Below are 1,052 nucleotides of genomic sequence, written 5' to 3'. Positions count from 1 at the left end.
TATTTAACTCATTGGGCTGCAATGGTTCATAATCAACATCCCAAGGTTCAACATGGACATCAGTATCATAGACCGTAAACTTGCGGCGTAATAAACTTTCAACTTTTTCAGTGACGTGGTGACTTTCACGAACGGTCATTTGCGGGTCGACCCAAATAATAATGTCAACATAAATATTGGCACCATAAGTTCGGCCTTGAATGTTATGGACTTTTTCAACCTGTGGGATTTTTTCAACTGCGGCAATATATTGGTCTAATAAATCATCATCAAAGCCATCACTTAAAGCAAATGCACTGTCGGATAAAATGTGATAAGCAGTTTTTAAAATTAGGCCACCAATCAGCATAGCAACTAAATTATCAATTTGGGGAAGTTTGAAGTTAGCAGCAATGATCGTCAAACTAGTACCAATACTTGTCCAAGCATCATTGCGAGTATCTTTTGCAATAGCTAGTAGTGAAGCTGATTTAATTTTTTTGGCAAGGCGGGCATTATGAAAGTAAATCCACAGCATAATGATGGCACTAATGATCCCAACGAAGAGTGAATAAATTCCCGGCGTATTTTCTTGGCCAGTCAACATCTGCTTGATTGATGAATAGATCACACTACCGCCGGTGGCGAGCATGACTAATGAAGTAGCAAAAGTGGCAATCGTTTCGGCTTTCCAATGACCGTATTGATGGTGTTCATCAGGCGGTCGACGAGCTAGACGCAAGCCGTAAATAATAGCCAATGATGAAAGAATGTCGGTGATATTATTTGCACCATCGGCAATCAAAGTTGCTGAATCAGCTAACTGACCAACGATCACTTTGAGAGCTGCTAAGAAAATATAAGCGAGCATACTTAAAATGACACCTTTTTCTGCGATTCTTAAATTTTGATAGCGTTCTTGCATAATTATCCTTCCTTAATGCAGAATTTTTCAAATTTGAAATTAGCCTTTAGATTTCAGTATAAAATTATAGTTTTTTTTAGATCAAAAGCCAAATTTTTTACAAAATAAAGTTTTTAAATCATGGATGGCTAGCAAATTTAACTTGGTT

The 1,052-nt window shown here is 37.3% G+C and carries 1 protein-coding gene; it reads right to left on the bottom strand.

Features of this window, described 5'->3' with window-relative positions; translation table 11 throughout:
* The coding region (locus tag ON15_RS02985; RefSeq protein WP_010580001.1) for a cation diffusion facilitator family transporter at positions 1 to 904 on the bottom strand (904 nt) is incomplete at its 3' end.
* Between the last annotated feature and the right edge of the window lie 148 nt (positions 905 to 1,052).

The sequence above is a fragment of the Liquorilactobacillus vini DSM 20605 genome, from assembly GCF_000255495.1.
Lineage (GTDB): Bacteria > Bacillota > Bacilli > Lactobacillales > Lactobacillaceae > Liquorilactobacillus > Liquorilactobacillus vini.
Note: the sequence above shows the minus strand (reverse complement) of the source record. Positions and strands in the feature narration are given on the sequence as shown.